This window comes from Aeromonas cavernicola, assembly GCF_002795305.1.
In the GTDB taxonomy this organism is placed as follows: Bacteria; Pseudomonadota; Gammaproteobacteria; order Enterobacterales; family Aeromonadaceae; genus Aeromonas; species Aeromonas cavernicola.
The window spans coordinates 1-25,830 of the sequence record NZ_PGGC01000094.1; the positions used below are offsets into that span (position 1 = coordinate 1).

The 25,830-nt window shown below is 55.6% G+C and carries 24 protein-coding genes; 12 read left to right on the plus strand and 12 right to left on the minus strand.

Annotation, left to right across the window (positions count from 1 at the left end):
- Together CUC53_RS10840 and pbpG are read right to left on the minus strand one after the other, a co-directional pair.
- The coding region (locus CUC53_RS10840; protein WP_201796753.1) for an exodeoxyribonuclease V subunit gamma at positions 1–985 on the minus strand (985 nt) is incomplete at its 3' end.
- Positions 986–1,294: 309 nt separating this feature from the next.
- Positions 1,295–2,191, minus strand: a complete 897-nt coding sequence (pbpG, locus tag CUC53_RS10845) for a D-alanyl-D-alanine endopeptidase (protein WP_420808060.1) — start codon at positions 2,189–2,191, stop codon at positions 1,295–1,297.
- Between the two features lie 283 nt (positions 2,192–2,474).
- Between pbpG and CUC53_RS10850 the strand changes: the two genes are divergently transcribed.
- The 4 genes from CUC53_RS10850 to CUC53_RS10865 all read left to right on the plus strand — a co-directional run bounded on the left by CUC53_RS10850 (position 2,475) and on the right by CUC53_RS10865 (position 8,702).
- Entirely contained in the window at positions 2,475–4,439 is a 1,965-nt protein-coding gene (locus CUC53_RS10850; protein WP_100294182.1) for an ATP-binding protein, read from the plus strand.
- A gap of 54 nt (positions 4,440–4,493) precedes the next feature.
- The gene (locus CUC53_RS10855) at positions 4,494–4,985 is read left to right on the plus strand and encodes a response regulator (RefSeq protein WP_100294183.1); all 492 of its coding nucleotides are present in this window, start codon (positions 4,494–4,496) and stop codon (positions 4,983–4,985) included.
- Between the two features lie 70 nt (positions 4,986–5,055).
- Positions 5,056–7,023, plus strand: coding sequence for a DNA topoisomerase III (locus CUC53_RS10860; RefSeq protein WP_100294184.1), 1,968 nt, complete (start codon positions 5,056–5,058; stop codon positions 7,021–7,023).
- A 308-nt stretch (positions 7,024–7,331) separates the two neighbouring features.
- A complete protein-coding gene (locus CUC53_RS10865; RefSeq protein WP_100294185.1) occupies positions 7,332–8,702 on the plus strand; it encodes a PhoH family protein in 1,371 nt (456 codons plus the stop codon).
- A gap of 125 nt (positions 8,703–8,827) precedes the next feature.
- On the opposite strand, the gene CUC53_RS10870 is transcribed toward CUC53_RS10865, so the two are convergent.
- From CUC53_RS10870 to CUC53_RS10900, 7 genes are all read right to left on the minus strand, one after another.
- Positions 8,828–9,637, minus strand: a complete 810-nt coding sequence (locus tag CUC53_RS10870; protein WP_100294186.1) for a Cof-type HAD-IIB family hydrolase — start codon at positions 9,635–9,637, stop codon at positions 8,828–8,830.
- Between the two features lie 90 nt (positions 9,638–9,727).
- Complete coding sequence (locus tag CUC53_RS10875) at positions 9,728–10,723, minus strand: alpha/beta fold hydrolase (protein WP_100294187.1); 996 nt, start codon at positions 10,721–10,723, stop codon at positions 9,728–9,730.
- Positions 10,724–10,726: 3 nt separating this feature from the next.
- A complete protein-coding gene (trmH, locus tag CUC53_RS10880; RefSeq protein ID WP_100294188.1) occupies positions 10,727–11,458 on the minus strand; it encodes a tRNA (guanosine(18)-2'-O)-methyltransferase TrmH in 732 nt (243 codons plus the stop codon).
- A 44-nt stretch (positions 11,459–11,502) separates the two neighbouring features.
- Positions 11,503–13,620 (minus strand): bifunctional GTP diphosphokinase/guanosine-3',5'-bis pyrophosphate 3'-pyrophosphohydrolase, encoded by a 2,118-nt coding sequence (gene spoT / locus CUC53_RS10885; RefSeq protein WP_100294189.1) that lies wholly within the window; start codon positions 13,618–13,620, stop codon positions 11,503–11,505.
- 134 nt (positions 13,621–13,754) lie between these two features.
- Positions 13,755–14,030, minus strand: a complete 276-nt coding sequence (gene rpoZ / locus CUC53_RS10890; protein WP_100294190.1) for a DNA-directed RNA polymerase subunit omega — start codon at positions 14,028–14,030, stop codon at positions 13,755–13,757.
- Between the two features lie 79 nt (positions 14,031–14,109).
- Positions 14,110–14,736 carry a guanylate kinase gene (gene gmk, locus CUC53_RS10895; RefSeq protein ID WP_100294191.1) on the minus strand — a complete coding sequence of 209 codons (627 nt, stop codon included), beginning with the start codon at positions 14,734–14,736 and terminating at the stop codon, positions 14,110–14,112.
- Between the two features lie 240 nt (positions 14,737–14,976).
- Positions 14,977–16,032, minus strand: coding sequence for a glycosyltransferase family 9 protein (locus tag CUC53_RS10900; protein ID WP_100294200.1), 1,056 nt, complete (start codon positions 16,030–16,032; stop codon positions 14,977–14,979).
- A 249-nt stretch (positions 16,033–16,281) separates the two neighbouring features.
- Between CUC53_RS10900 and CUC53_RS10905 the strand changes: the two genes are divergently transcribed.
- Complete coding sequence (locus CUC53_RS10905) at positions 16,282–16,995, plus strand: 3-deoxy-D-manno-octulosonic acid kinase (RefSeq protein WP_100294192.1); 714 nt, start codon at positions 16,282–16,284, stop codon at positions 16,993–16,995.
- Between the two features lie 41 nt (positions 16,996–17,036).
- Here the strand turns inward: CUC53_RS10905 and CUC53_RS10910 are convergent, their stop codons facing one another.
- The gene (locus CUC53_RS10910) at positions 17,037–17,891 is read right to left on the minus strand and encodes an EamA family transporter (RefSeq protein WP_100294193.1); all 855 of its coding nucleotides are present in this window, start codon (positions 17,889–17,891) and stop codon (positions 17,037–17,039) included.
- Between the two features lie 42 nt (positions 17,892–17,933).
- On the opposite strand from CUC53_RS10910, the gene CUC53_RS10915 reads away from it, so the two are divergent.
- Positions 17,934–18,392 (plus strand): DUF6314 family protein, encoded by a 459-nt coding sequence (locus CUC53_RS10915; RefSeq protein ID WP_100294201.1) that lies wholly within the window; start codon positions 17,934–17,936, stop codon positions 18,390–18,392.
- A gap of 210 nt (positions 18,393–18,602) precedes the next feature.
- Here CUC53_RS10915 and CUC53_RS10920 read toward each other — a convergent pair whose 3' ends face one another.
- Entirely contained in the window at positions 18,603–19,238 is a 636-nt protein-coding gene (locus CUC53_RS10920; protein WP_100294194.1) for an FMN-binding negative transcriptional regulator, read from the minus strand.
- A gap of 280 nt (positions 19,239–19,518) precedes the next feature.
- Complete coding sequence (locus CUC53_RS10925; protein ID WP_100294195.1) at positions 19,519–20,586, minus strand: porin; 1,068 nt, start codon at positions 20,584–20,586, stop codon at positions 19,519–19,521.
- A 219-nt stretch (positions 20,587–20,805) separates the two neighbouring features.
- On the opposite strand from CUC53_RS10925, the gene glpX reads away from it, so the two are divergent.
- The 6 genes from glpX to CUC53_RS10955 form a co-directional block, all read left to right on the plus strand.
- The gene (glpX, locus tag CUC53_RS10930) at positions 20,806–21,816 is read left to right on the plus strand and encodes a class II fructose-bisphosphatase (protein ID WP_100294196.1); all 1,011 of its coding nucleotides are present in this window, start codon (positions 20,806–20,808) and stop codon (positions 21,814–21,816) included.
- Positions 21,817–21,940: 124 nt separating this feature from the next.
- A complete protein-coding gene (locus CUC53_RS10935) occupies positions 21,941–22,192 on the plus strand; it encodes a YkgJ family cysteine cluster protein (protein ID WP_100294197.1) in 252 nt (83 codons plus the stop codon).
- A gap of 361 nt (positions 22,193–22,553) precedes the next feature.
- On the plus strand, positions 22,554–22,928 hold the full coding sequence (gene rpsL / locus CUC53_RS10940; RefSeq protein WP_005306278.1) for a 30S ribosomal protein S12: 375 nt from the start codon (positions 22,554–22,556) through the stop codon (positions 22,926–22,928).
- A 93-nt stretch (positions 22,929–23,021) separates the two neighbouring features.
- The gene (gene rpsG, locus CUC53_RS10945; protein ID WP_100294198.1) at positions 23,022–23,492 is read left to right on the plus strand and encodes a 30S ribosomal protein S7; all 471 of its coding nucleotides are present in this window, start codon (positions 23,022–23,024) and stop codon (positions 23,490–23,492) included.
- A gap of 78 nt (positions 23,493–23,570) precedes the next feature.
- Positions 23,571–25,676, plus strand: coding sequence for an elongation factor G (fusA, locus tag CUC53_RS10950; RefSeq protein ID WP_100294199.1), 2,106 nt, complete (start codon positions 23,571–23,573; stop codon positions 25,674–25,676).
- A gap of 54 nt (positions 25,677–25,730) precedes the next feature.
- Positions 25,731–25,830 (plus strand): GTP-binding protein (locus CUC53_RS10955; protein ID WP_201796754.1); only part of this gene is annotated, 100 nt, incomplete at its 3' end.

A 25,830-nucleotide genomic window follows, 5' to 3' on the forward strand; every position in this document is an offset into this window, starting at 1 on the left:
CTGCGTCGATATCGACGAAGGCCTCGATGTGCGGCACCTCCAGCTCCATCAGCTGATGCAGGTAATCGCGCCCCAGCTTGCCCATGGAGGCGAGCAGCGGGTTGGCGGGGCCCTGCAACGTCTCGATATCGGTACCGGGTTTGAGCTTGTTCTCCAACCGAGCCAGGGTCTTGCGATCCAGCAGATCACCCCAGTAGTAGCGGCAGGGGTTGGTGACGAACAGGTGCACCTCCACCTCCGGTCGGCTGCCGAGGGCCAGCAGCGCCTCCACATAGCGCGGCGGCAGCGCCGAGATGCCGAACACAAACACCCGTTGCGGCAACTTGCCCGGCAGCTCGGCAGTACGCTCCAGCTCGTGGATAAACTCCTCGTAGAGGTTGGCGCGGTGGTAGCCGCTCGGAGAGAGCGCCAAGGTGCGGGCCACCAGCTCGCGCCACAGCTCGGGCTGCCAATCCTGACCGCTCACCCCGGCCAGCTCCTGACTCAATCCTTCCCCTTCTTCCCAACGGGCGATCCAGTCCGGCCGGTAGACCAGATACTGGTCAAAGAGATCCGCTACCTGCTGGCAGAGCTGCCACAGCCGAACTTGCTCGGGCGCCTGCGCAAGCGTTCGGGCAGGAGCCTCCTCATCTCCCCCGCCCAGATAGGCGGCGAGCGGGGCAAAGGCGGGGCGCTCCAGCAGGGCGGGCAGAATGGTCATCAGCTGCCAACTCATGGATCCCTTGTTGTAGGGGCTCTGGCGCGGTACATCCGCCAGCACCCGGGTGAACATCTCCCAGATAAAGCTGGCGGGCAGCGGAAAGTCGATATTGGCGGCGATGCCGAAGGCGTTGGCCAGCTCCAGCTTGAGCCACTGGGCCATGCCCGGACTCTGCACCAGGATCTGCTCCCGATCGAAGGGGTGAGAGAGAGGGGCTTGCCGGATATGGTTGACCAGCAGCTCCTTGAGCAGATCCAGCTGATTGGAGTGGTAGAGGGTAAACATGGACGACTCCCGCCAATTCACAAGAGGGGATGAGCGCCGGAAAAGCCGAGCCATTTCCGTCACTTCACAGGAGTGGGAATTGTCGGGGATCGGGGGAGAAGATGCAAAAGGCGCTTACGATGGTGCGCAGCGCGTTTGCCGGGAGGGTTACGAAAGTACGAGATAGGGTGGAGATAGTTCGGAGATATTACCGCGAGGGTACGTAACCTGTGCCGATGTCAGGCGGGGGAGCACTGCGGCTGAATCGGCAAGCGGGTGGGGCTGGTGTCGGCTCGGATGAAGGTTATCACCTGAGCTGACACCACGTTGTTAATTAGCCGCCACCGTGGTTCTGCCTGAACTCTCTAGCCAAGTTTTGATTCGTTTGGCATCAGCCGCTCGGTCATTGGTGGTTGGCGCATTCAATAGCACCATGATCACCGGCTCGTTGCCGACCTTGGTCCCGAGTACCAAGCAGCGGCCTGCTTCGCGGATATAGCCGGTCTTGGACAGGGTAAACTCCCACTCACCTTCTCGGATCAAGCGGTTAGAGTTGCGGTAATGCAGCTGGCGCTTGTTGGTACGGACATAGCTTTGATCATCGGTTGAGTATTGGCGGATCAGCGGATAGGCCGCCGCGGCGACCGCTAGCTTGGCCAAATCTTGAGCGGTGGAGACATTACGCGGATTGAGCCCTGTGCTGTCGGCGTAGCGGGTATTCCACATCCCCAACATCCGCGCTTTGGCATTCATGGCCTCAACAAATGCCCGTTGGCCACCGGGATAGTGCCGAGCCAGCGCCGATGCCGCGCGGTTTTCAGACGACATCAGGGCAATGTGCAGCATTTCAGCGCGGCTAAGGCGAGAACCAATAGCCAGCCGTGAGCCTGTTCCTTTAAGGCGGTCTATGTCCGCTTTGCTGATGGTGAGCATCTCATTGAGACGCAAGTTAGCGTCTAGCACCACCAGCGCCGTCATCAGCTTGGTCAGGGAGGCTATCGGCATCACGCGCTGGCTATTGCGGGCGGAGAGCACCTCACCGGTACGGTGATTGGCCACGACAAACGAGGCGGCGCTGAGGCCTGTCACATGGCCGGTCGTGTGCGATTTTTCGATAAATCCACTCTGACTAGCGGAGAAGGTTTTCGCATAAGCGCTGTTTATGAAGGAGGGGGTTAGCATTGCAGCAGCAATGAGCAGGGCAAACAGAGAAGGCATCTTCATCATCGGCTCGAACGAATGGGTAAGGAATATCTGACATAAGTTATATGTTGCAAACTAGAGCTTCACAATCATTCTCACCTCAATAGCGTGAATTTACCATGTTGGGTTGTGGTAAAACCGCACCCCAGCCCCGCTGGTCAGCGCAGAGTGCCTGTTTACTGCACTGCACTGCACTGCACCACACCACCCCTGTTATCGGCTGCCTACTCATCACTGTTAGCTGCCTCGCAAAAACCTCAAACATTCATTGTTATAGTGGCTTCTTACCCAGTACGGAGTCACGCCAATGCCCGCTTTCTCCCTGTTGTGTGTCGCCGCTGATCGCCCCTTGCTGACCGACGTTGAGCAGGAGCTGGCCCCACTGCGTAGTCACTTCACACTGCGGGTGGTGATTGGTTTAGAGGCCGCCACCCAAGCACTCGATGAGCTAGATAGCCTAGGGCAGCCGCCAGCGGTGGTGGTGTGCGATAGCGATTTGGGGGATGGCCGTGGGGCCGATTTTCTGATCCGCTTAGGCAGCCGCCACGAAGCGTGCCGCAAGGTGTTGCTCGGCAGCCAGCCCGAGATGAACTCGATCATCGACGCGGTGAACTTGGGGCGGCTTGACTACTACCTACAGCGACCTTGGCGCGATGGCAGCCTACGCCGAGCGGTGATCGAACAGGCGGGGCAGTTTGTCTTGCAGCATCCCGAGGCGGATTTACTGAGCTATGCCGCTGTGCTCGACTCCCAGCCCTTGCTGCGTGCCCACGTCGACCGTCAATTAGCCCAATACCGACAGGGCTTTATGGATTACACCCATTGCAGTGACGAAGCGTTATCGCGGGCGGTGATCGAGGGGCTCTACCAATTTTTTGATGGCAACGATGATGCCCGAGCGTGCCGCCGCTACAGCCCCGGCCATGTGTTGACCCGCGAAGGGGAGCCGAATAGCTTCCTGTGGTTTATCGCCAACGGAGAGGTGGTGCTGCGTAAGCGTGATGAGCAGGGGCAACAGCAAGAGGTGGTGCGTTATCAGGCGGGGGCACTGGTGGGGGGCATGTCGTTTGTTACCGGTGAGCCTGCTTTTACCACGGGCATCACCTTGACCAAGGTCGATGTGATCAAACTCGATAAGTTGCAGTTCTCGCGGGTGATGCAGGCCCGCAGTGAGCTGCTCCCCTCGTTCACCAATTTGTTGCTGCGCCATTTTAACCGCCGCTTACAAAACAGTATTCGCACCGAAATCCGCTTACAGCAGACCTTGGCCTCGCTCGATGCAGCCCATCAGCAATTGATGGAGAGCGAAAAGATGGCGATGCTTGGCCAGCTGGTGGCCGGTGTCGCCCATGAACTGAATAATCCGGTCGCCGCCATTATCCGTGGCAGCGAGACCCTGCGGGCCGCCATTCCTGAGTTGGTGAATCTCGCATTACCCGCGGCCATTAAAACCCTTGGCAATCAGACCCTCTGTCGGGCATTGCAGGCACAACCGGTGTCGACCAGTGATATTCGCGCCAAAACTCGCCACGCCGAGGGGCGTTTTGGGGATCGCCAGTTGGCCCGCCAAGCGGTCCAAATGGATTTGGATGACGAGCAGAGTTGGCAGCGCTGGTTTGCCAGCCGCACCGCCGAGGAGCGTGCAGCGCTATTGGCTCAGTTGGCCCAGTTTCAACAGACCGGCAGCTTTTTGCGCAATATCGAGGTGTGCGCGCGGCGCATCGGCGATCTGGTTAAAAGCCTTAAGCAGTATGCTCGCCAAGATAGCGCCGAGCTGTCGCTGGTGGATTTGCACGAGGGGCTGGAAGATACCCTGATGATGTTCGAAAACCGCCTCAAGCAGCACGATCTTCACAAAGAGTATCAAACGTTACCGCCGCTCTATTGCCACCCGATCGCCCTGCAGCAGGTGTGGACCAACCTGATTGCCAACAGTCTGGATGCGATGGCAACGCCGGGACGGCTGACAGTGCGCACTGGTCTGCTGGAGCCCGGCTGGGTGATGGTGGAGATCGAGGATGCTGGCTGCGGGATTGCGCCCGAGTTGCAGGCGCGGATCTTTGAGCTCAATTTCACCACCAAGCGTGAGGGCCACTTTGGCTTGGGGATTGGGTTGAGCGTCGCTCAGCAAATTGTGCAGCATCACCATGGCCGGATCGAGGTGGATTCTGAGCTGGGCCGCTATACCCGGATGCGAGTCTGCTTGCCGTTAGCCCATCAGGATCACAGCAAGAGCAGTCGGGGAGCTGACCACAATGACGATGCAGCCTGAGTGGCCCGCATCCGTAATCGGCAGGCCGCTGCCATGCCGCCAAGGAGGAGTAACATGAAACATTATCTGATCTTGTGTGTGGACGATGAGCGGGAGGTGCTGGATGCGGTGATCCACGATCTCACTCCGTTCAGCTCCCATTTTGAGCTAGAGGCCGCCGAGAGCGTCGATGAGGCGCGGGAGGTGCTGAATGAGTGGGAGAGCGAAGGGGGCAAATTAGCGCTTATCCTCTGTGACCACATCATGCCGGGCACCTTGGGGGTCGATTTTTTGGTCGAACTCAACCAGCGCGCCAGCACCCGCGCCAGTCGCAAATTACTGCTCACTGGGCAGGCGGGATTAGAGGCCACCGTGGCGGCGGTCAATCGCGGCGGGTTGCACTACTACCTCGCTAAGCCATGGCAGCTCGATACCCTGCAAGATGCGGTGCGTGAACAGCTGACCGACTACTTGCTGGCAGAGGATGGCGACAACGCCTTTCACTATGCACCGCGGCTCAATCAGGCCCGCTTGTTTGCTGCTATTCACGATCAACCGTTCGACTGACGGCGCTAGGTTGGCTTTCTTGGCGGGGGTTGTATACTGTTTGCATATACAGTATTGCAGGTAACCCCCAATGCGACTCTTTATCGCTGAGAAGCCCACCTTGGGCCGCGCCATTGCCGATGCCCTGCCCAAGCCCCACAAGAAGGGTGACGGTTTTATCGAAACCGCCCAAGGGGATGTGGTCACTTGGTGTATCGGCCATCTGCTGGAGCAGGCCGAGCCCGATGCCTATGACGGCGCCTTCAAGCAGTGGCGGATGGAGCACCTGCCCATCATCCCTACCCAGTGGCAGCTGGTGGCCAAGCCGAAGACCAAAACCCAGCTCACCGTTATCAAGCGGCTGATCAAGCAGGCGGACTGCGTGGTCAACGCCGGTGACCCGGACCGGGAAGGGCAACTGCTAGTGGATGAGGTGATCGATTTTCTCGGCTACCCGAAAACCAAACCAGTGCAGCGTTGTCTCATCAGCGATCTCAATCCGCCTGCGGTGCGCCGCGCCCTCGATAAGCTGCGGGACAACAAGGAGTTCGTGCCGCTGGCGGTCTCCGCGCTGGCCCGTAGCCGGGCCGATTGGCTCTATGGCATCAACATGACCCGCGCCTACACCCTGCTCGGGCGCAAGGCCGGTTGCAGCGAGCTGCTCTCGGTCGGCCGGGTGCAGACCCCGCTGCTCGGGCTGGTGGTGCGGCGGGATCTCGAAATCGAGGCCTTCGTGCCCAAACCCTTCTACGAGGTGCTGGCCCACCTGCTGACCGACGGCAACGAGCGATTTACGGCCAAGTGGCTGCCGTCCGAAGCCTGCCTGCCGTGGCAGGATGAGGAGGGGCGGGTGCTCAACCGGGCGCTGGCCGACAAGGTGGTGAGCCGGATCAACGGCCAGCCTGCGCAGGTCGAATCGGTGGAGGAGCAGGCCCGCAAGCAGGCCGCGCCACTGCCCTACAACCTATCCAGTTTGCAGATCGATGCAGCCAAGCGGTTCGGCATGGATGCCAAGCGGGTGCTCGACATCTGCCAGGGCCTCTACGAGCGCCACAAGCTGATCACCTATCCGCGTTCCGACAGCCGCTATCTGCCGACTGACCACTTCAAGCGGGCCGAGCAGGTGCGTGGCGCCATCGCTGCCACTGATCCTGCGCTGGCCAAGGCGGTGAGCGAGGCAGATGGCAAGATCCGCAGCAAGGCGTGGAACGACAGCAAGGTGGATGCTCATCACGCCATCATTCCCACCGAGAAGCAGGGCAACCCCGCCACGCTGGGGGCCGACGAGGCGAAGCTCTATGGCCTGATTGCCCGCCAGTACTTGCTGCAGTTCTATCCCCTGTTCGAATACAACGACAGCAAGGTGCTGCTGCGCATCGCCGGTGGCCTGTTTCAGGCCAAGGCCCGGCGCATCCTCAAGGCGGGCTGGAAGGCACTGCTCGGGGTGGAAGAGGATGACGACGAAGAGAAAGCGGGCACCCTGCCAGCTCTCAAAGAAGGGGAGCAACTGCTGTGCGAGCGGGGCGAGCTGCAAGAGAAGATGACCCAGCCGCCCAAGTCGTTCACCGATGCCACCCTGCTGGCCGCCATGACCGGCATCGCCCGCTATGTGCAGGATCCCGAGATCCGCAAAACCCTGCGCGACACCGACGGCCTCGGCACCGAGGCGACCCGAGCGGGCATTATCGACCTGCTGTTCAAGCGCCGTTTTCTGGTGCGCCAAGGTAAGAGCATTAAGGCGACTCCGACCGGGCGGGCGCTGGTGCAAGCGTTGCCAGCCAGTGCCACCCTGCCGGACATGACCGCGCTGTGGGAGCAGAGCCTTGGTCAAATCGCCGAGCGCCACGCCAACTACCAGCAGTTTATGGCGCCGCTCACCGAGCAGCTTCATGGTCTGATCGACGGTGCCAGACACGATTCAGGGGCCAGTTTTAGTGCCCTGCCCAGCGATACGGCTAACGCTAGCAAGCGACGTTTTGTGCGGCGCAAGGGGGCGGCAACCAGTAACTCAGGCAGTGGGCGCCGCAATGGAACCAAACGTACAGCAAGCGCAGCCTAACAACGAACAAGGGGAATGGCTCCTGATAACCCGAGTCCTGACAGGCTGGCGCCTTGGGACTCACCAACCAATGGCGGGTGAACGAGTGAGTCTCTAGCGAACCCTTTTTTTGGTGCCCACTCGAAAACCTTGTTGCTCTCCGTGCATGTGGTGTTTTTATAGACAAACAGTTGTCATTGCGAGCTGATTTGTTGCGAACTAGTAAAATCGGGCGTAGCGTTGTAGGTAATAAAACTGTCACGGCTGTGTGGTTTCAATGACATCTGAAATTCACATACGTGGCACCTGCAGTGCCAAGGAGGATGCTTATGGACAACACGGACCGAAAGCTGTTTATCCTAGATACAAACGTTCTGCTTCACGAACCCCTCGCTATTTACTCCTTCAAAGAGCACGACGTGCTCATCCCCATGACAGTGTTGGAAGAGCTCGACAACATCAAAGATCGCCACAAGGATGTCAGCCGCGATGCGCGGATCGCCATCCGGGCCTTAGAGGATGTCTTTCGTGACGCCACCCCAGAGCAGATAGCCCAAGGGGTTAAGCTGGCGGGAGAGGCCAGCGGCCACATCAGCATCTTCAGTGACTATCACCTGCCACAAGATGCCGAGGTGTTCACCGATAAGGAGGCCGATAATCGGATCATTAATGCCGCGCTTTATCTGCAAAAACACGAACTAAAACGTCAGGTGGTCCTGGTCACCAAAGACATCAATATGCGCCTGAAAGCGAAAGGCGCTGGGATGGCAGGCGTTGAAGATTATCGCAGTGACCAGCTGATTGACGACATTCGTCTGCTTGCCAAGGGTTTTCAGGTGGTGCCTGGTAGCTTTTGGGAGCGGGTGGGCGAGTGCGAGAGTGAAACCCATGGCCGCGATACCATTCATGTGGTCGATGCCAATCTGCTCGAAGGAGTACACGTTAACCAGTACCTGCTGGATGAGGAGAATTTCTTCGCCGCTCGGGTACTGAGCCACGATGGCCAGAAGATCCGGCTCAAGGATCTCGGTCGTGAGCGCTTGCTGTCGCGCAAGGCTTGGGGGGTACACCCCAAGAATGTTTATCAAGGGATGGCCCTTGATGCCTTGCTCGATCCGCACATCGATCTGGTGATCCTGACTGGGCCTGCCGGCTGCGGTAAAACCCTGCTGGCGATGGCGGCTGCGTTGGAGTTGGTGATTGAAAAAGGGATTTACGAAAAAGTCATTGTGACCCGTAACACCCCAGAAATTGCCGAAAGCATCGGCTTCTTGCCCGGCACCGAGGAGGAGAAAATGATGCCTTGGCTGGCGGCGGTGACCGACACCTTGGAGGTGCTGCACAAACAGGATGAGAACATGAGCGGCTCGCTCAGCTACATCATGGAGAAGGCCAACATCCAGTTCAAATCGGTCAACTTCATGCGTGGGCGCAGCATTCAAAACACCTTCGTGCTGTTGGATGAGTGCCAGAACCTGACGGCCTCCCAAATCAAGACCATCATCACCCGTTGCGGCGAAGGCACCAAGATCGTCTGCTCCGGTAACCTTGCCCAAATTGACTCCAGCTACCTGAGCCCTGTGACCTCGGGTCTGACCTATATCGTCGAGCGTTTCAAAGATTTTGATGGCAGTGCCAACATCTTCCTCAATGGGGTCGTGCGCAGTAAATTGGCCTCATTTGCCGAAGAGAACCTCTAATTCATGCGGCAAGCCTGATAAACACGCGAGGTTAGCCAACGAGACCGTGAGCCAGTCAGTGATGCTGACTGGCTCTATTTTTACGGGTGAAGGCGTAGCTAGGTGTCCGTGGCTACCGACCTTTGTTAGTGGTCGACGTCTAAGGAAAAGAGCTGCTCTAGGTAAACAGCCACCCCATCTTCATCTGATGTCAGGGTTCGCTCATGGTCGGGTAAGGCTAATTTGAGGCGATCATGGGCATTGCCCATCACCACGCCGAGCCCCACCATGCTCAACATTTCTAGGTCGTTCATGCCGTCACCAAAGGCGATCGCCTGCGACATTTCAAAGCCATGTTGCGCCAAGACGGCGCGCACCGCATGGCCCTTATGTACCTCGGCGTGCATCACTTCAAGACAGTCGGGCAGGGAGAAGGTGACGTTAATCTGGTCGCCATAACGCTGGTTAAGATGACGCTCGATCTGCACCAGTTTGTCGTGGTCGCCGATATAGAACACCTTGTTGATCTGCTCTTTGGGCTCCTTGCTTAAGTCATCCACCAGCCGGTAGGTAAAGCCCGACTCATCGTGAAACTGCAACAACCAAGGTAACTCCTCTTCCACCAGCCACTCATCTCCTTGATAAACATTGAGGTGAATAGCAGGATCTCGCTCCAACGCGATCAGTTCTGCGGCAATCTCGGCAGGCAGTGGCTGGTTAAACACCAGCTGATCTTGCTTGTCATGCACCACGGCACCATTAGAGGTAATGAGGTAGATATCCATCCCCAGTGCATCACGAAAGCTGCGCACGTCGACGTGGTGACGGCCAGTGGCGACCACGAATTTGATGCCTTGTTGGGCTAAACGGTGCAGGGTGGCTCGGGTGCGGGGGGATATCTGGTGCTGCTTGTTGAGCAGGGTGCCATCGAGATCGGATACAACTACCTTAAACATTATTACCTCAGCATCTAGTTAACGCTGGAGCAGTGTACCCCCGCGTGGGTAGCTACCCCATTTATTTAGGAAAACAAAAAATAACTCCGCTTAAAAGCGCTCAAAAAAAGCCAGGGTCGCGTTTAGCGCAGCCAGACGCTGGGGGTCCGCTTCCATCAGTGGCTCATGCCAAGACCCCGCGATGCGCAGTGGCTTGCCCCCCGCACAAGGCGCGCAGCGGCAGAATTGATCTTGAGCCCGATTATCCACCACCGACTCTTCACCCGCCTGCAAGATCAAGAGCGGCGTGGTCAGGCTGGCAGCATCTGCCATCGCCCCATCAGCCCCGCTAATTCCTTGGGAGATCCAGTGCGCGGTCGCGCCCCCTAACTTGATCTGAGGATGCTGTTCGCAGAGGCGCTGAAAGGCGTGATAGCGCACCTGACTATGCGTTAGGCCGTTATTGGGAAACGGATGAGCCTGATACCGGCCCTGACCGGGGCCATAGGGGGGCCTGCCAAGCCATCTGCCCAACTTGGCCATGACGGCGGTTAGCCCTTTGGCGAACCATTTAGGTAAGCCACCGAGGTTGATCCCTAACATCGGCGAGCAGAGGGCGGCGGCGGTAATGCCAGCGGGCCAGCGGGCCAGATAGCGGATGGCGATAGCGGCCCCCATGGAATGAGCGAGCAGGAAGACTTTGGTAGGTTGGTCTGGCCGCACGATGTCATCGTAAAATTGTTTGAAATCCTGCACATAGTCGTCGAACTGCTCGACATATCCCTGCTCTGGGTCATCGAGCAGCCGTCCTGACAAGCCTTGGCCACGATGATCGATAAGGTAGAGGCTATAACCTTGGTGCCAGAGATCCCAAGCCAGCTCTTGATATTTGAGATAACTCTCTGCGCGGCCATTGATGATCAAGATAACGCGTTCAATCCGAGGTTGACGCAGCACCGCATAGCGGATGGCGATCCCCTCTTTTCCTGCAAACACCCCCTCGATGGCGTGTGTTGTCCAAAAATCGGGTAGCGTCTGTTGATACAAGGAGGGCAAAGCCTGCTCGGTGCTCAGCTGGTAGGGATTGGGCAATGGCTTAGCGTTCATCACCTAAGGCTCAGTTAAGGGGACGTCATCATGTTGAGCAACCCAACCTTTGCGGGTCAGCTGCATCTGCTGCCACCAATGCTCGTCGGCCAAGATCTCACCTGTCGTGCCAAGCGGGGGGTAGGGCATCTCTTTTTCTTTGCAGAGTTGCGCATAAATGGGGTAGCCCCCCTCAAACAGGATACTGTTTTGCTCTGCCAGACTGAGTGGGCAGCCCCGTTGGTAGCAGCCGGCCAGTTCACGTTGGCGCTGGGCTTCATACAAGATTGCCGCCGCAGCCACTGATACGTTGAGGGACTGCACCATGCCCACCATCGGGATGACGATATGGTGATCGGCTAAGGCCAGCGCCTCTTCACCAATGCCGTGTTTCTCTTGCCCGACCAAGATGGCGGTGGGTTTGGTGTAGTCGATGGTGCGAAAGTCCACTGAGTTGTCGGATAGGTGAGTGGCCAAGATCTGCATCCCCGCGCTTTTTAACTCGGTAACCGCGCTGGTGATGTCTGGGTGCAGTTTTACATCCACCCAGTTTTGGCTGCCACGGGCAGTCCCTTTGCGTTTGTGAATCCAACTCTTTGGCCACACGGCATGGACGCGATGAATACCAATTGCATCGGCAGTTCGCACGATAGCAGCGAGATTATGCGGTTTATGTACCTCTTCCATACAGACGGTGAGGTCTAGCTGCCGTTGGGCCAGCATGGCGGAAATTCGTTTAAAGCGTGCAGGTGTCATCACTCATCTCAATAAAAGCAGCAGGCGGCTTGCGCCGCCTGTATTCAGTTCTTTTGTCGGCTCACCTTGAGCACATTGGGCATGACCCGGATTTTGCGCATGATATTGGCAAGGTGGATCCGCCCCTTGGTGGTGATCAGCAACGTGACCTGATAGACCCGTCCATCTTTTTCCTCGGTACTAATGCCGTGGATGTTGGCCCCTGTCGCGGCAATGACGTTGGTCAGTTCCGCCAGCGCGCCCTGATGGTTAACGATCTCGATGCTGATACCGGTTTTGAACTCTTGTTCTTGCTCTTTATCCACTTCCCACTGAACCGGTAAGTATTTATCTGGTTCTTTGCCATAACCCTTGATGTTACGGCATGTCTCTTGGTGGATAACCAAGCCTTTGCCGGGGCTGATATGGGCGATAATGGCATCCCCTGGGATCGGGCGACAGCAGTTGGCGAAGGTGACCAACATGCCATCGGCACCCTTGATCGGCATCTTTTTGCTGCTGGTTTTCGGCTGATCTTCTGCTGGCAGCTCATCGCCTAACATGCGGCGGGCCACCATCACGCTCATGGCGTTGCCAAGCCCCACATCTGCTAACAACCCCTGCAAGTTATCGTGCTTGGTGTCTGCTAATACCTGCTGGATCCGTAAGGTGGGAATATCTTCGATATTTTTGGCGCCCAGCGCATGGTTGAGCAGGCGGCGGCCCAGCACTACTGACTCTTCGGTACGCAAATTCTTCAGATACTGGCGGATCTTAGAGCGCGCCTTAGTGGTCACCACAAAGTTGAGCCAAGCAGCATTCGGACGGGCGCCGGGAGCGGTGATGATCTCGACCGTCTGCCCCGAGTGCAGCGAACTACTGAGGGAATAGGGGTGGCGATCTACTCTGGCCCCGACACAGGCGTGGCCAATGTCGGTATGTACGGTATAGGCAAAATCAACGGGGGTGGCCCCTGCTGGCAGCTCCATAATGCGCCCTTCCGGGGTGAAGATATAAATTTCATCCGGGAACAGATCGGTCTTAACCCCTTCAATAAATTCAAAAGAGCTTCCCGCACTCTGTTGTAGTTCCAGCAGGCTTTGCATCCAGCGCTGTGCGCGAATTTGTGCGGTCGTGCCTGAACTGTCGCCATCTTGTTTATAAGCCCAATGCGCTGCGACCCCTTTATCGGCCATCTGATCCATAAACTCGGTGCGAATTTGTACCTCAACCGGTACGCCGTGCGGGCCGACGAGCGAGGTATGCAGTGACTGGTAGCCGTTGGTCTTAGGGATGGCGATGTAGTCTTTGAAGCGACCGGGGCGAGGTTTGTACAGACTGTGCATCTGGCCCAGAACGCGGTAGCAGGTATCCACGTCTTTGACTCTGACGCGAAACGCGTAGATATCCATTACCTCATGAAATTGCAGCTCTTTTTTCTCCATCTTGTTGTAGATAGAGAACAGGTTTTTCTCACGGCCACTGACCTGATGCTCAATCCCAGCCTCTCGCAGGCGGCCACTGATTTCGCTTTGGATCGCCTCGATGATCTCACGGCGATTACCACGCGCACGGCGCACAGACTCACGCAGCACCCGCGAGCGCATCGGGTAGAGCGCTTCAAACCCCAACTCTTCCAGCTCGTTCTTCATGGTGTGAATACCGAGGCGGTTAGCGATGGGGGCAAAAATCTCTAGGGTCTCACGGGCAATGCGGCGGCGCTTATCTGGCCGTAGTGAACCGAGGGTGCGCATGTTGTGAGTTCGGTCGGCCAACTTGATCAAAATGACTCGAATATCTTGAGTCATGGCCATCACCATCTTGCGGAAATTTTCGGCTTGGGCCTCTTTGCGATCGCGAAACTTCAGCTTGTCCAGTTTAGAGACGCCGGCGACCAATTCGGCCACAGGATCGCCAAATTGGTGGGCAAGATCTTCTTTAGTGACGGGGGTATCTTCGATGACGTCGTGTAACACTGCCGCGATCAGGGTTTCGTGATCGAGGTGCATATCCCCCAGAATGCGGGCAACCGCCACTGGGTGAGTAATGTAGGGCTCACCACTGGAACGCATTTGACCCTGATGGGCATCACGGGCCACCACATAGGCTTGCCTAAGCTTCTCGACCTGTTCTGCAGGCAGGTACGAACTGGCTACTTCTTTAAGGTTTTCAAATAGATACAAGATAATCCCCGCAGCGATGAAACGGCATCTTTTGCGATGAGAGGGTAAACCTGAGTGTGCGAGGTTTTCGAGCGGTTGTAAATGGGGGGAACCGGTGGCACCAAGGCTGGTGCCACCATTAGGCAATAGCTGACTTAGCCGCGGCCTTCAGCAATGGCAGCAACGGCAGCTAATTCAGCTGCTTCCTGTTCTTGCTGCTCGTAGCGGTCCTGGGTATCCATGACCTGGTTGTTGACCAGACCCTGTTCGATTTCACGCAGGGCGATCACGGTCGGTTTGTCGTTCTCTTCGTCGACTAGGGGATCTTTGCCTTGAACCGCGATTTGACGGGCGCGGCGGGCGGCGACCAGCACCAGGTCAAAGCGGTTACCTACCTGTTTTACAGCATCTTCTACAGTAACGCGTGCCATGCAGGACTCCAGTGGTTGGGCTTTCTCGATGTAAAAAAGCGGTGTTTAAAAATGACGCAAAAGTTTACTTGTTTTTACCCTACTCTGCCAGCAACTGTTGCAGCAAGTTTTGTTGCGCTTGCTGCTGTTGGCGTATTTCCAGGCGCTGGCTCTCGATAATGGCCCGCAGTTGGAACAGGGCCAGCTCGAAGTCTTGATTGATAATGACATAGTCATACTCATCGTAGTGCACCATTTCAGCAATGGCTTTCGCCATCCGGCCGGCGATGACCTCATGACTATCTTGACCACGGCCAATCAAACGTTGCTCCAACTCTGCGCGGCTCGGCGGCAGAATAAAAATCGATTTAGTGGCCATCTGCTGGCGAATTTGGCGGGCGCCCTGCCAGTCGATATCGAGGAACACATCGATGCCTTGCGCCAGCGAGGTTTCGATGGCAGCGCGTGAGGTGCCGTAATAGTTGCCAAACACTTCGGCCCACTCCAAAAAATCGCCGCTCGCAATCAGCGCCTTGAATGCCTCGACCGAGACAAAGTGATAATGCACCCCTTGCTCTTCACCGGGTCGCATCGCCCGAGTGGTGTGAGAAACTGACAGCTGCATCTTACCTGCGGCGTTATGTTGAGTTAGCAAGGCATTGATCAGGCTAGATTTACCCGCGCCGCTCGGAGAGGAGATGATGTAGAGAGTGCCTTGTTGCGCCATGTCAGTACCTTTAAGCGATCGCCGTGTTTTAGTGGTAGCAAAGGCCGTCGTCTTACTACCCGAGCGGGAGACGACCCAAGATAAAACACGCCACAATTCAGGATTAGGGGGATGTAAAGGCGGCGAATTTTAACAGAAGGTGGCGGATAACAAAATGATCGCGCAGGGATTGTGCCGGATCATCACCCTCATAGCGAAGTGATCTCCGCTCAACAACTCACACACATCCAGTGGCATCCTTCAATCACACAGCTGCAGATCAGTGCAGAGACGATCAAAGGTGGCAATCACCTGCGCATCGGTGATGCTTGCCATGGCAGCAGGGTCTTTCAGACGAGTACGCCAACCCAGCTCGGCCACAGATTGGCCGGTCTGCTGCTCGATCAGCGTCTGATAGATGCTCACCACGTACTCGCGGCACAAATAGGGCCCAGTGCGGGCCGGATTATGGTGCGCATAAAGCCCGATCACCGGGGTCCCCACCAAGGTTGCCATATGAGTTGGCCCCGTGTCGGGAGCCAGCACCAGACTTGCCTCGTCGATCAGGGCTAACAGCTGCTTGAGGTTAGTCTGCCCCACCAGATCAACCGGTTTGTGCTGGCTGCGTTGCTGGATCTCGGCGGCCAGATCCCGCTCTAATTGGGCTGGCCCGCCACAGAGGTAGACTTGAAAGCCCTTGCTGGCGGCGTGATCAGCCAGCGCGGCATAGCCTGCCGCAGTCCAGTTCTTGAACGCTTTGCTCGCGGCGGCACAAATCAGCAGAGTCGGCTTGCCGCCAATCTTCTGCTGCGCCCAAGCGCGATGCTCGGCACTGATGGGCAGTTGCCAGTCAGGAGTGAGATCGTCTATGCCCAGCTCTTTGGCGAAGGCGAGGAAACCATCTAACACATGGGGAGAGGTGGGGGATGGCACTTTATGGTTGGTAAACAGCCACTGACCATCGTTGGCCCGCTCCCGGTCAAAGCCGAGCTTAACCTTGGCTTGAATACCGAGGGTGGCGATACTGGCGCGCATGGCGGCTTGCAGGTGCAGCAGAGCATCAAACTTGCGCCCTTTGAGGGTGCGCCAGAGATCGCGGTAGCCGCGCCAGCCTTTGCGCTTGTCGAAGGGGATGATCTCAACCCCCGGCAGGTCAGCAAACAGGGTTGCTTCTATGCTGCCCGTGACCCAGGTGATACGGGTTTGCGGCCATGCCCGCTGAATGACCCGCACCAGCGCCAGCGCGTGGCAGCAATCCCCGATAGCAGAGAGTCGCAAAATGCAGATGGAAGAGGGAGGGGTTTGAAATAGCGGCATAATGTGGCGCACGACTGGCGAAAAGAGAGTGGATGGCATTATGCAAACTCCCCTGTGGATTGTAAAATCGCCCGCAGTTATCCACCGGCACGGATCATGACAAGGCGGCGTTGATGAGGCTGCTTAAGGTGAGTCGTGCAGGTCAATCATCGGGACGTAGCGTGCACAGGAACGGGTGATGATGGCACTGTCATCGGCACCTGATTGTCTAAGACCCACCACATACGGCCCACCACGCGGGATCATCAGATGCAGATACACACCGACCATAACCAGGTTTGCTGGTACGCCGACGGCGCTTTTCCTGACCCTAGTCCCCAGTTGTTTGACCCCGCATGGTGGCAGAGCCAACGGCAAGTGGTTGGCTCCGCGATGGGTCGTGGCGTCACTTGGTTTGTCAAAGATCAAGGCCAGCATCTTGTGCTGCGTCACTACTATCGTGGGGGGATGGTCGGCAAAGTGGTGCGGGATCGCTTCTGGTTCGAAGGCGTCGAGTCGAGCCGCGCCATGGCCGAATACCGCCTACTGGCCACGCTTTGCGATCTAGGGTTGCCGGTGCCACGGCCGTTTGCCGCCCGCATGGTGAAGCATGGCCCTTTCTATCGGGCTGACATCCTGATCGAGCGGATTCGCGGGGCCAAGGACTTGGTCGCTCTACTCAAACAGGGACCGCTAGCTGATGACATCTGGCAGCAGATTGGCCAAACGGTGCGTCAGTTGCACGAGGCGGGGGTCTATCATGCCGATCTCAACAGCCATAATGTGTTGCTCGATAAAGCCGGCAAAATCTGGGTCATCGACTTTGACAAAGGCGCTATCCGCGCCCCCGGGGAGTGGCAAAAGGCCAACCTAGAGCGGCTATTACGCTCATTCAACAAAGAGGCCCAACTGCACACCAGCTTCCACTTTGTACCGAAAAACTGGCAAACCTTGCTGGCGGGCTATCAAGGTGATGTCAGGTGAGTTAGCCGACCAGTGTGGGACGTACTGGCCGAGGCCAGCGCTTAAGATGGACGCCCTTGGCCACGCTGGCAAACCCAGAGGGAAGTCAGCAGCAGCAAGGCCCCTAGGGATAATCGAGTCAGATCCGTCTCTTTGTTCCACAGCAGCAGATTCACGACTAAGCCCGCTGGGATCAGGGCGTTGTTCATGATGGCCAACACCCCGCTGCTCACCTGGGTTGCACCCTTGTTCCACAGAAAGTAGCCAACGCCTGAGGCTCCTACCCCGAGCCACAGTAAAATGCCCCATTGCCCAGTGCTGGTCGGATAGTGCGGCTGGCCCAGTAACCACCAAGCAGGCAGGGCGATGACCAGTGCTCCCAGATAAAAGCAGCCAAAAATAGCGAGCTGGGGAGGAGGATCGGTTTGGCGGGCCAGCAGCATCTTGTAACCAACCTGACCGAAGGCAAAACAGAGATTGGCACCTTGCACCACCAAAAATCCCAGCACATAACGCTCGGTCAAACCATCGAAGCGGATCACCGCAGCCCCCGCCACTGCCAGCAGAGCCCCCCATAAATAGGTGGGTTTGAAGCGGCCCGCCAGCAAGTCATAGAGCAAGGTGACATAAAGCGGGGTAAAGATGGTGAACACCAACACTTCCGGCACGGTTAGCAGTAGGAAGGAGTGGTAGTAGAAGAGATACATAATGCCGAGCTGGATGGCGCCCAGCGCCATCAGTTGGCAAACCAGCCGAGGAGTTAGCCAGCGGCGCTGTAAAAAGGGCAAGAACACCAGCATGGCGAGGGCGATACGGGTCAGCACTGAGAAATAGGCATCGACTTGGCCAGCGAGATAGACACCGATCAGGCTAAACGAGAATGACCAGAGCAGGGTAACCCCTATCAAGTAGTTCATGTGATTGATTTATCATCAGTTGTCAATTTTGAGGGCGTTATGATGGCCGAGATAGAGGCTGTGATCCAGCGTTTATGGCAGCAACTAGCAGAGATCCACACCTTTCACTTTGTAGCGAGTAACGGGGCCGGCTCGGCGACCGACTGGAACGGTACCGCAGAAGGTACGGTGCTGGTCACCACCCATCAGGATGGTTGGTTATTTAATGAGAGTGGTCACTACACCACCCCCCATGGGCGGGTACTCACCATGCACAATCGCTTTTGGTGGCAGCGCAGTGAACGAGGGATTCGGCTTGCTCACCTGCGCTACGACCAGCCGGTCGAATTGTTTGAGTTACATCCTCAGCCTGATGGCCGTTGGCAAACCGTCACCCCCCACCTGTGTGGTCAGGATCATTACAGTGCCGAACTGACCGAAACAGCGAGCGGGTTTCTGCTGAGCTGGCAGATCATTGGGCCGCACAAGAATGAGCGGATCGACTATCGCTACGGGAGATAAGCAAAGCCATCGCCCTTGTCGGGTGCAGAGGCTATGGCGTTACGCAGCCGGGAAAAGCGTATCTGATGCTAAACCGCCCCCCTCTCCCACGATCTGGGCTGGGGTGATGGCACCGGTTATTACTGATATCCCCTCTTTTGGGTCTGCCTGCTCCAGAGAATCGGGATTCAAGAGACAAACCGCGCAACACTGGCAGCCCGTCAATGGCGCCTATTTAGTTGACGCCGGCGGCTCTCGCATCATCTGCGCCAACTCCGTTGCTCCTTTGGCCTGCAACGCGTCGGCAGCCCCCAATCGGTCGGCCTCGTCCTTGTTCTGCCCGAGTTTAAATTTGCCGATCAGTCGACTGATCTCGATTTCAATGCCGACCACGGCTTGCACCATTGTCTCGATGTAGTCCCTCGGTGCATCAGCCATTTTCCATGGCATCGCTTCTGCCGCTTCATGGTGGCGCGTCTGGTTGGCCAGCAGGCGGCGGATAAAGCGGGCATCATCGTGGATGGCGATCCGGCCATGGGCATGTACCACGCTGTAGTTCCATGTTGGCACTTGCCGGTGATGGATCTGTTTACTGGGATAACTGCTGGGGGAGATATAACCATCCACTGCCTTGAAGATCACTAGCACCTCGCTCCCCTCTTGTAGCTCCTGCCAGAGCGGGTTGTTGCGCGCCACGTGCGCACGCAAGATCCCCAACTCGCCAGCAGTACTATCAAGTGCGAAGGGTAGGTGGTTGGCATCTAATCCCTGCTCGCCATAGGTCACTAACGCCCCCAGTGGGTGCGCCAAGATAAAGGGATGGAGGAGGCTGGGATCAGATACGGCAAAAGGGGCAGGGAGATACATCAATACTCCTTAAGATTCAAGGCAGTGGAGGCGTTGGAGCTGCACAACGGGGTTAACGGCATTCCCCTCGCATAATAGGCCGCATCGTACCACGCACCATGACTTGATGAATAAAGCCGTGATGGATAAAGCTCAGATGGATCAACCAAAGTAGGGGGTAGGCAAGGAAGGCTCAGCAATATGCCGAAACGAGCGAAGCGGGTGGCAGCACTCTTGCCAGCCGCATAAATGAAAAAGCGCGATGAAAGATCATCGCGCTTGTCGCTTCAACTAGGCAGCCTTAGAAATCGTAACGTGCAGCCAGTTGGAAATCATCTTGGTTAGCAGTCGCTTGGCCAGCAACGCTATCAAGATTGTTGATGCGATACTCGCCAATCACCCGCAGGTTCTTATTGAACTTGTACTGAGCACCGAGGGTGTAGTAGTCCATGTTGTCTTTCTTGGTACCTGCGCTGTTCTTCTGCTCTTGCTTGCTCCACAGCGCCATCAGGCCAAAACCGTTCTCGAAGTTGTAGCCGAGCGCTCCTTCCCAACCGGTGTGGTCGATACCGTTAGCCAAAAAGTCGGTGCCATCGGCATAACTCAGCGCAGCATAGACAGCTTTGTTATCAAACTTGGCAGAGAGCAGCCAGAACTTGGCATCGTCTTGATCTTGCTGCTGGCGTTGGCCGACGTTATAGGCGGTGCCCAGTGACAGATTGAATGGGAAGGTATAAGCCACCGCAGCGCCATAAGCGGGGTCACTGTTCGCATTACCAACATCTTCAACCTTGCCACCATCGAATTTGTAGCTGGTATCGATCTGGAAGCCATTGAACAGGCCTGAGTATTTCAAGACAGAGGCGGCACGGTTAGTGGCAAACCGGTCGGTGGCAGCGCCCAACGCTTCATTACCATAGCCATCGGAAAGTGCAACGTCGGTCCAGTCAACCAAGAAGCCAGGGGCCCCTTTCTGGCGACCAAATGTCACGTTACCCCAGTCAGCGCCAACCCCAGCAAAGGCGAGGCGGGTACGGAAGTTACCTTCGTTATCACCGCCCAAGGTTCTCTCGCTGTCGTTGATAAAGATCTGCATTTCGTACTGAGCCAGTGCCTTTAGGCCATTTTGAATCCCGCTTTCAGCCTTGGTGCCCACTCGGATAAATTGGTTAGCACCCTGTCTTGGGCTGTAATCACTGATGCCGTTCGGATTTACTGCATCGACCTTTTCTTTTTTGTCGCCAAAGAAGTTACCGGCATAAATGCGACCATACAGATCCACTAAGGTGGAGTCATTTTTGTAAACTTCAGCAGCTTGTGCTTGGAATGCGGCGGTCAGTGCCAGTGCCACTACTGTCAGCTTTTTCATCTTAATTCCTTGTGTTGTAAGACTTTGTTGTAAATACCGAGCCATGGTAGGCAAGTGATTTTACGATTAAGTTTCTTGTATGTGAATTTTTTGTGTCAGATTTATGCTATTTGGATGAATCCCCCTCTTACCCGATCATTAGCGCTACTTTTGTGCGCAAAGGTTTGCTCTTGTGGTAGAATTTCGCCCGTTTTTCGAGCTCCATAGGTTGAATATGCGATGAGACGTGAACTGGCAATCGAGTTTTCCCGAGTGACGGAGGCGGCTGCACTGGCTGGCTACAAGTGGCTCGGACGTGGTGACAAAAATATCGCTGATGGGGCGGCCGTTGCGGCCATGCGCCACATTCTTAACCAGATTGAGATCGATGGTGAGATTGTGATCGGCGAAGGTGAGATCGACGAAGCGCCGATGCTCTATATCGGTGAAAAAGTTGGGACAGGTCGAGGCGATGCAGTTGATATTGCGGTCGATCCTATTGAAGGCACTCGCATGACCGCGATGGGCCAAGCGAACGCCCTCGCGGTACTCGCAGTCGGCGACAAGGGCTCTTTCCTCAAGGCCCCCGACATGTATATGGAAAAGCTGATCGTCGGCCCAAAAGCCAAGGGGGCTATCGATTTAGATCAGGCTCTTGAGCTTAACCTCAAAGCGGTCGCCAAAGCATTGGGCAAGCCACTCTCCCGCTTGACCGTCATTACCTTGGCTAAGCCGCGCCATGATAAAGCGATCAAAGAGATGCAGGGTCTGGGCGTGCGGGTGTTCGCCATTCCCGATGGGGATGTTGCGGCGTCCATCCTCACCTGTCTGCCAGACAGCGAAGTGGACATGCTCTATGGCATCGGCGGCGCGCCGGAAGGGGTGATTTCGGCAGCCGTAATCCGGGCGTTGGATGGCGACATGCAGGCTCGCCTGATCCCGCGCCATCGGGTCAAGGGGGATAGCTCAGAAGTACGTGCACTGGGTGAGCAGGAGATTGCCCGCTGTGCAGCGTTAGGCCTCGATATTAACAAAGTGCTGAAGCTGGAAGATATGGCCAAGAATGACAACGTCATCTTCTCCGCCACCGGCATCACCAAGGGTGATCTGCTGGACGGCATCACCAGCGATGGCGTGATGGCAACCACCGAGACCCTGCTGATCCGTGGTAAATCCCGTACCATCCGCCGTATCAAGTCGATCCATTACCTTGAACGCAAAGACAGCGTGGTACGCGACATCATTCTGTGATTCGTCACCAATGACTTAACCTGCACCATAAAAAACCCGACCGCAGAAGCGGTCGGGTTTTTTATGGCATACGCAGCGGACTCGTAGCGATGAGTAGTCACAACCCAAACACACGGAGTGATCAATGGAGTGTCGTAGCGGCTGTGGGGCTTGTTGTATCGCTCCCAGTATTAGCAGTGCTATTCCTGGTATGCCCAACGGCAAACCGGCAGGCGTACCTTGTATCCAGCTTGATGCCGAGCTCGGTTGCAAGATTTTTGCGCAACCCCAGCGCCCTGCTGTGTGTGGGGGATTTCGTCCGATGGCAGATGTCTGTGGCAGCCATCGCACCGAAGCCATTTGGCTGATTGGTGAATTAGAGCGGCTAACAACCTAGCAGCCTGTCTGATGATGGTTTTTAGCCATAACGTGGATGCACTTGACTGTTTGTCGACGTAACTCAGCGTTGCTCGGCATATGTTCAATACCTTTGTGTTACTTATCAGCATGCTTGGTTGTCAGTGAATCATTCGGTTTCGTGAGGTGGATGAATGGGGATGGAGAGCTTCGTTTAGGTTTGTGTTGCACTTGTAACAACGATCTGAACATTAAGACCGAGTGATCAACATGTAGCTGTCCAGGGCTCGCAAATTGTATAAATCTTGACTCCCCAAACAGCAGAGCATAAAATTTCGCGTCCCCGTATATGCGGGGAGGATTTTTCACATGTTTATGAAGTCATTATCAGGAGCCTTTTGATGGCAACTATTAACCAGTTGGTTCGCAAGCCACGTATTAAGCTCGTTGTAAAAAGCAACGTGCCAGCGTTGGAAGCGTGCCCTCAGAAGCGTGGCGTGTGCACTCGTGTATACACCACCACCCCAAAGAAGCCTAACTCTGCACTGCGTAAAGTGTGCCGTGTACGTCTGACCAACGGCTTCGAAGTCACCTCCTATATCGGTGGTGAAGGTCACAACCTGCAAGAGCACTCTGTTGTTCTGATCCGTGGCGGTCGTGTAAAAGACTTGCCTGGTGTTCGTTACCACACCGTGCGTGGTGCGTTGGACTGTGCCGGTGTTAAAGACCGTAAGCAGGCTCGCTCCAAGTATGGCGTGAAGCGTCCAAAAGCTTAATGGTTCTCCGTTAAGTAAGGCCAAACGTTAATTCGTTTCTAGTTAGATAACTTTCTAGTTTTGGGTAACCCCTGAAGTTACGGAGAATTTGAAATGCCAAGACGTCGTGTTGTTGGTCAGCGTAAAATCCTGCCAGATCCCAAGTTCGGATCTGAGCTGCTGGCTAAATTCGTCAACGTAGTAATGGTTGACGGCAAAAAATCTGTTTCCGAAGCCATCGTATACGGTGCTCTGGATATCATTGCTGCTAAATCCGGCAAAGAGCACCTGGCTGTATTTGAAGAAGCTCTGGATAACATTCGTCCGACGGTCGAGGTTAAATCTCGTCGCGTCGGTGGTGCAACTTATCAGGTGCCGGTTGAAGTTCGTCCGGTACGTCGCAATGCTCTGGCAATGCGCTGGTTGGTTGATGCCGCTCGTAAACGTGGTGAAAAATCAATGGCTCAGCGTTTGGCTGGCGAGCTGCTGGATGCCGCTGAGAATAAGGGTTCGTCTGTCAAGAAACGTGAAGACGTGCACCGTATGGCTGAAGCGAACAAGGCTTTCGCTCACTTCCGCTGGTAATCCGCTTGCGCAGAGTCTCCGGACTCTGCGCACCTTTAATTATCTAGGGACAACAAGTGCCTTAGTAAGAGGATGACAATGGCTCGTACAACCCCCATTGAGCGTTATCGTAATATCGGTATCTCTGCTCACATTGATGCCGGTAAAACAACTACTACCGAACGTGTTCTGTTTTACACGGGTGTAAACCACAAAATCGGTGAGACCCACGAAGGCACTGCTACCATGGATTGGATGGAGCAGGAGCAAGAGCGTGGTATTACCATCACTTCTGCTGCCACCACTGCCTTCTGGTCTGGCATGGGTAAGCAGTTTGAACCACATCGCATTAACATCATTGATACCCCAGGTCACGTAGACTTCACTATCGAAGTTGAGCGCTCTATGCGGGTGTTGGATGGTGCTGTGATGGTATATTGCGCTGTTGGTGGCGTGCAGCCTCAGTCTGAGACTGTATGGCGTCAAGCTAACAAATATAAAGTTCCTCGTATCGCCTTTGTTAACAAGATGGACCGTACCGGTGCCAACTTCTTGCGCTGCGTTGAACACATCCGGACTCGTCTAAAGGGCAACCCGGTCCCCCTTCAGCTTAATATCGGCTCCGAAGAGAACTTCAAGGGTGTCGTCGATCTAGTCAAGATGAAAGCCATCAACTGGAACGAAGCTGATCAAGGTGTGTCTTTTGACTATGAAGATGTACCTGCTGAGTTACTCGAGCAAGCGCAAGAGCTGCGCATGCTTCTTGTTGAGGCAGCAGCTGAAGCATCCGAAGACTTGATGGAAAAATACCTTGGTGGCGAAGAGCTGACTGAAGATGAAATCAAAACAGCACTGCGTCAACGAGTGCTGAATAATGAAATCATCTTGGTAACCTGTGGCTCGGCGTTCAAGAACAAGGGTGTACAGGCAATGCTGGATGCGGTTGTTGAGTACCTGCCTGCTCCGACCGACGTAGCTGCTATCGACGGCCTGAAAATGGACGGCGAAACCAAAGATGAACGTCATGCCTCTGACGATGAACCGTTTTCTGCGCTGGCGTTCAAGATTGCTACCGATCCATTCGTTGGTAACCTGACCTTCTTCCGCGTCTACTCCGGTGTGGTTAACTCTGGTGACACCGTGCTTAACTCCGTCAAGGACAAGCGCGAGCGTTTTGGTCGTATCGTTCAGATGCACGCCAACAAGCGTGAAGAGATCAAAGAAGTCCGCGCGGGTGATATCGCTGCTGCAATCGGTCTGAAAGACGTGACCACTGGTGACACCCTGTGTGATCAGAGCTCGCCGATCATCCTCGAGCGTATGGAGTTCCCAGAGCCGGTAATTTCTATCGCAGTTGAGCCGAAAACCAAGGCTGACCAAGAGAAGATGGGCCTAGCACTGGGTCGTCTAGCTCAGGAAGATCCGTCCTTCCGCGTATGGACTGACGAAGAGTCAGGTCAAACTATCATCGCTGGTATGGGTGAGTTGCACTTGGATATCATCGTTGACCGTATGCGTCGCGAGTTCAAGGTAGAAGCGAACGTAGGTAAGCCGCAGGTTGCCTACCGTGAAACTATCCGCAATACCGTGAAAGACATCGAAGGTAAGCACGCCAAGCAGTCTGGTGGACGTGGTCAGTATGGTCACGTTGTGATCGACATGTACCCGTTGGAAGAAGGCAAAGCCTACGAATTTGTCAATGATATCAAAGGTGGTGTCATTCCTGGTGAATTCATCCCAGGTGTTGATAAAGGTATCCGCGAGCAGCTCAAATCTGGTCCATTGGCTGGTTACCCGGTTATGGATCTGGGTGTGCGTCTGCACTTCGGTTCTTACCACGATGTCGACTCTTCCGAACTGGCGTTCAAAATCGCTGCTTCCATGGCCTTTAAGGCTGGCTTCATGAAAGCCAACCCGGTTCTGCTCGAACCGATCATGAAAGTAGAAGTTGAAACTCCGGAAGATTACATGGGCGACGTTATCGGTGACCTGAACCGTCGTCGTGGCCTGATCGAAGGTATGGAAGATGGCCCGTCCGGTAAAATAGTGCGTGCGCTTGTACCACTGTCCGAGATGTTTGGCTATGCAACCGCTCTGCGTTCAGCAACCCAAGGGCGTGCTTCCTATGCCATGGAGTTTGCTAAGTATCACGATGCACCGACTAACGTTGCACAAGCTGTGATCGAAGAACGTAAATCTAAATAATTTAAGATTCCCCGCTTACGACGGTAAGCGGGTTTAACCTAGAAGGACTACGTCGTGTCTAAAGAAAAATTTGAGCGTAATAAACCGCACGTTAACGTGGGTACTATCGGCCACGTTGACCATGGTAAAACCACTTTGACAGCAGCTATCACCA

Coding starts and splice junctions, on each gene's coding strand:
- rpoZ (WP_100294190.1), bottom strand. CDS start 14,030: ATGGCACGCGTTACTGTAGAAGATGCTGTAAAACAGGTAGGTAACCGC.
- trmH (WP_100294188.1), bottom strand. CDS start 11,458: ATGACACCTGCACGCTTTAAACGAATTTCCGCCATGCTGGCCCAACGG.
- CUC53_RS10915 (WP_100294201.1), top strand. CDS start 17,934: ATGGCCGAGATAGAGGCTGTGATCCAGCGTTTATGGCAGCAACTAGCA.
- CUC53_RS10935 (WP_100294197.1), top strand. CDS start 21,941: ATGGAGTGTCGTAGCGGCTGTGGGGCTTGTTGTATCGCTCCCAGTATT.
- CUC53_RS10925 (WP_100294195.1), bottom strand. CDS start 20,586: ATGAAAAAGCTGACAGTAGTGGCACTGGCACTGACCGCCGCATTCCAA.
- CUC53_RS10905 (WP_100294192.1), top strand. CDS start 16,282: ATGCAGATACACACCGACCATAACCAGGTTTGCTGGTACGCCGACGGC.
- CUC53_RS10860 (WP_100294184.1), top strand. CDS start 5,056: ATGCGACTCTTTATCGCTGAGAAGCCCACCTTGGGCCGCGCCATTGCC.
- CUC53_RS10850 (WP_100294182.1), top strand. CDS start 2,475: ATGCCCGCTTTCTCCCTGTTGTGTGTCGCCGCTGATCGCCCCTTGCTG.
- CUC53_RS10865 (WP_100294185.1), top strand. CDS start 7,332: ATGGACAACACGGACCGAAAGCTGTTTATCCTAGATACAAACGTTCTG.
- fusA (WP_100294199.1), top strand. CDS start 23,571: ATGGCTCGTACAACCCCCATTGAGCGTTATCGTAATATCGGTATCTCT.
- rpsG (WP_100294198.1), top strand. CDS start 23,022: ATGCCAAGACGTCGTGTTGTTGGTCAGCGTAAAATCCTGCCAGATCCC.
- CUC53_RS10900 (WP_100294200.1), bottom strand. CDS start 16,032: ATGCCGCTATTTCAAACCCCTCCCTCTTCCATCTGCATTTTGCGACTC.
- CUC53_RS10910 (WP_100294193.1), bottom strand. CDS start 17,891: ATGAACTACTTGATAGGGGTTACCCTGCTCTGGTCATTCTCGTTTAGC.
- glpX (WP_100294196.1), top strand. CDS start 20,806: ATGAGACGTGAACTGGCAATCGAGTTTTCCCGAGTGACGGAGGCGGCT.
- rpsL (WP_005306278.1), top strand. CDS start 22,554: ATGGCAACTATTAACCAGTTGGTTCGCAAGCCACGTATTAAGCTCGTT.
- pbpG (WP_420808060.1), bottom strand. CDS start 2,191: ATGATGAAGATGCCTTCTCTGTTTGCCCTGCTCATTGCTGCTGCAATG.
- CUC53_RS10920 (WP_100294194.1), bottom strand. CDS start 19,238: ATGTATCTCCCTGCCCCTTTTGCCGTATCTGATCCCAGCCTCCTCCAT.
- CUC53_RS10875 (WP_100294187.1), bottom strand. CDS start 10,723: ATGAACGCTAAGCCATTGCCCAATCCCTACCAGCTGAGCACCGAGCAG.
- CUC53_RS10870 (WP_100294186.1), bottom strand. CDS start 9,637: ATGTTTAAGGTAGTTGTATCCGATCTCGATGGCACCCTGCTCAACAAG.
- gmk (WP_100294191.1), bottom strand. CDS start 14,736: ATGGCGCAACAAGGCACTCTCTACATCATCTCCTCTCCGAGCGGCGCG.
- CUC53_RS10855 (WP_100294183.1), top strand. CDS start 4,494: ATGAAACATTATCTGATCTTGTGTGTGGACGATGAGCGGGAGGTGCTG.